This is a genomic window from Staphylococcus shinii, from assembly GCF_017583065.1.
In the GTDB taxonomy this organism is placed as follows: Bacteria; Bacillota; Bacilli; order Staphylococcales; family Staphylococcaceae; genus Staphylococcus; species Staphylococcus shinii.
In genome coordinates this window covers 1-2,043 of sequence record NZ_JAGEVL010000011.1, presented here as the reverse complement: position 1 = coordinate 2,043, position 2,043 = coordinate 1, and the positions used below count along the sequence as shown (strand labels likewise).

Genomic DNA, 2,043 nt, shown 5'->3' with positions numbered 1-2,043 from the left:
CGGCCTAGCTCAACTGGTAGAGCAACTGACTTGTAATCAGTAGGTTGGGGGTTCAAGTCCTCTGGCCGGCACCATTTTTAAAGAGCCATTAGCTCAGTTGGTAGAGCATCTGACTTTTAATCAGAGGGTCAGTGGTTCGAGCCCACTATGGCTCACCATTATTTTAATATCGCGGGTGTGGCGGAATTGGCAGACGCACTAGACTTAGGATCTAGCGCCTTACGGCGTGGGGGTTCGACTCCCTTCACCCGCATATGCAGAAGTAGTTCAGCGGTAGAATACGACCTTGCCAAGGTCGGGGTCGCGGGTTCGAATCCCGTCTTCTGCTCCATTATTTTTGCCGGGGTGGCGGAACTGGCAGACGCACAGGACTTAAAATCCTGCGGTGAGAGATCACCGTACCGGTTCGATTCCGGTCCTCGGCATCATCCTATAAAATTATGCGCCCATAGCTCAACTGGATAGAGTACTTGACTACGAATCAAGAGGTTATAGGTTCGACCCCTATTGGGCGCATTAATTTACGGGAAGTAGCTCAGCTTGGTAGAGCACTTGGTTTGGGACCAAGGGGTCGCAGGTTCGAATCCTGTCTTCCCGATAAACCTAAAATATATGGGGGCTTAGCTCAGATGGGAGAGCGCCTGCTTTGCACGCAGGAGGTCAGCGGTTCGATCCCGCTAGTCTCCACCATATTTAATAATACAACCTAAATACAACGGCGGTGTAGCTCAGCTGGCTAGAGCGCACGGTTCATACCCGTGAGGTCGGGGGTTCGATCCCCTCCACCGCCACTAATTATTAGTTGTAAATTATATTTAGGACCTTTAGCTCAGTTGGTCAGAGCTAACGGCTCATAACCGTTCGGTCGCAGGTTCGAATCCTGCAAGGTCCATATAATTTTGGAGGAATACCCAAGTCCGGCTGAAGGGATCGGTCTTGAAAACCGACAGGGGCTTAACGGCCCGCGGGGGTTCGAATCCCTCTTCCTCCGCCATTTTTATCATAATTTAATATAGTTTATTTTTAGCTAATATTTGTGGAGGAATACCCAAGTCCGGCTGAAGGGATCGGTCTTGAAAACCGACAGGAGCTTAACGGCTCGCGGGGGTTCGAATCCCTCTTCCTCCGCCATTAATATTATTATCGCGGGATGGAGCAGTTCGGTAGCTCGTCGGGCTCATAACCCGAAGGTCGGTGGTTCAAATCCGCCTCCCGCAATTTTTAAAGGTCCCGTAGTGTAGCGGTTAACACGCCTGCCTGTCACGCAGGAGATCGTGGGTTCGAATCCCATCGGGACCGCCATTTTTCATTATGGTTCAGTAGCTCAGTTGGTAGAGCAATGGATTGAAGCTCCATGTGTCGGCAGTTCGATTCTGTCCTGAACCATTTCATGCAAGCCGGCCTAGCTCAACTGGTAGAGCAACTGACTTGTAATCAGTAGGTTGGGGGTTCAAGTCCTCTGGCCGGCACCATTCTTAGGAGGGGTAGCGAAGTGGCTAAACGCGGCGGACTGTAAATCCGCTCCTTCGGGTTCGGCAGTTCGAATCTGCCCCCCTCCACCATTTATTTTAATTTAATAGGGGCATATTTCAACGGTAGAATAAAGGTCTCCAAAACCTTTGATGTGGGTTCGATTCCTACTGCCCCTGCCATGGCGGTTGTGGCGAAGTGGTTAACGCATCGGATTGTGGTTCCGACACTCGTGGGTTCGATTCCCATCATCCGCCCTTTATATTAATGGGCTATAGCCAAGCGGTAAGGCAATGGACTTTGACTCCATCACGCGCTGGTTCGAATCCAGCTAGCCCAGTTTTTTATTGGCGGCATAGCCAAGTGGTAAGGCAGAGGTCTGCAAAACCTTTATCACCGGTTCAAATCCGGTTGCCGCCTTCATCAAAATGCGGGAGTATTTCAACTTTCAGAATACGTTCCTTCCCGGAACGTGGTGTAGGTGTAAGTCCTATCTTCCGCTCCATAATTTAATAATTAAGCGGGAGTAGTTCAACTCTCAGAACACATTCCTTCCCGGAATGAGGTATAGGT

20 tRNA genes are annotated in these 2,043 nt (G+C 50.2%); all 20 read left to right on the top strand.

Annotated features, from left to right (window positions below):
• The first annotated feature begins 82 nt into the window (after nt 1-82).
• The 20 genes from J5E45_RS13505 (at nt 83) to J5E45_RS13410 (ending at nt 1,890) form a co-directional block, all read left to right on the top strand.
• A tRNA-Lys gene (locus J5E45_RS13505) sits at nt 83-158 on the top strand.
• Nucleotides 159-171: 13 nt separating this feature from the next.
• Nucleotides 172-253: transfer RNA gene (locus J5E45_RS13500), tRNA-Leu, on the top strand.
• A 3-nt stretch (nt 254-256) separates the two neighbouring features.
• Nucleotides 257-331, top strand: a tRNA-Gly gene (locus J5E45_RS13495).
• Between the two features lie 8 nt (nt 332-339).
• Nucleotides 340-425 (top strand) — tRNA-Leu (locus tag J5E45_RS13490).
• A gap of 17 nt (nt 426-442) precedes the next feature.
• Nucleotides 443-516: transfer RNA gene (locus J5E45_RS13485), tRNA-Arg, on the top strand.
• Between the two features lie 8 nt (nt 517-524).
• Nucleotides 525-598, top strand: a tRNA-Pro gene (locus J5E45_RS13480).
• A 16-nt stretch (nt 599-614) separates the two neighbouring features.
• A tRNA-Ala gene (locus J5E45_RS13475) sits at nt 615-690 on the top strand.
• A 27-nt stretch (nt 691-717) separates the two neighbouring features.
• A tRNA-Met gene (locus tag J5E45_RS13470) sits at nt 718-791 on the top strand.
• A gap of 27 nt (nt 792-818) precedes the next feature.
• A tRNA-Ile gene (locus J5E45_RS13465) sits at nt 819-892 on the top strand.
• 9 nt (nt 893-901) lie between these two features.
• Nucleotides 902-994 (top strand) — tRNA-Ser (locus J5E45_RS13460).
• 44 nt (nt 995-1,038) lie between these two features.
• Nucleotides 1,039-1,131 (top strand) — tRNA-Ser (locus J5E45_RS13455).
• Between the two features lie 13 nt (nt 1,132-1,144).
• Nucleotides 1,145-1,218: transfer RNA gene (locus J5E45_RS13450), tRNA-Met, on the top strand.
• An 8-nt stretch (nt 1,219-1,226) separates the two neighbouring features.
• Nucleotides 1,227-1,302, top strand: a tRNA-Asp gene (locus J5E45_RS13445).
• An 11-nt stretch (nt 1,303-1,313) separates the two neighbouring features.
• Nucleotides 1,314-1,386: transfer RNA gene (locus tag J5E45_RS13440), tRNA-Phe, on the top strand.
• Between the two features lie 10 nt (nt 1,387-1,396).
• Nucleotides 1,397-1,472 (top strand) — tRNA-Thr (locus J5E45_RS13435).
• Nucleotides 1,473-1,478: 6 nt separating this feature from the next.
• Nucleotides 1,479-1,562 (top strand) — tRNA-Tyr (locus J5E45_RS13430).
• Between the two features lie 16 nt (nt 1,563-1,578).
• Nucleotides 1,579-1,652 (top strand) — tRNA-Trp (locus tag J5E45_RS13425).
• A 2-nt stretch (nt 1,653-1,654) separates the two neighbouring features.
• Nucleotides 1,655-1,727: transfer RNA gene (locus J5E45_RS13420), tRNA-His, on the top strand.
• Between the two features lie 11 nt (nt 1,728-1,738).
• Nucleotides 1,739-1,810, top strand: a tRNA-Gln gene (locus tag J5E45_RS13415).
• Between the two features lie 9 nt (nt 1,811-1,819).
• Nucleotides 1,820-1,890 (top strand) — tRNA-Cys (locus J5E45_RS13410).
• Nucleotides 1,891-2,043: the final 153 nt, after the last annotated feature.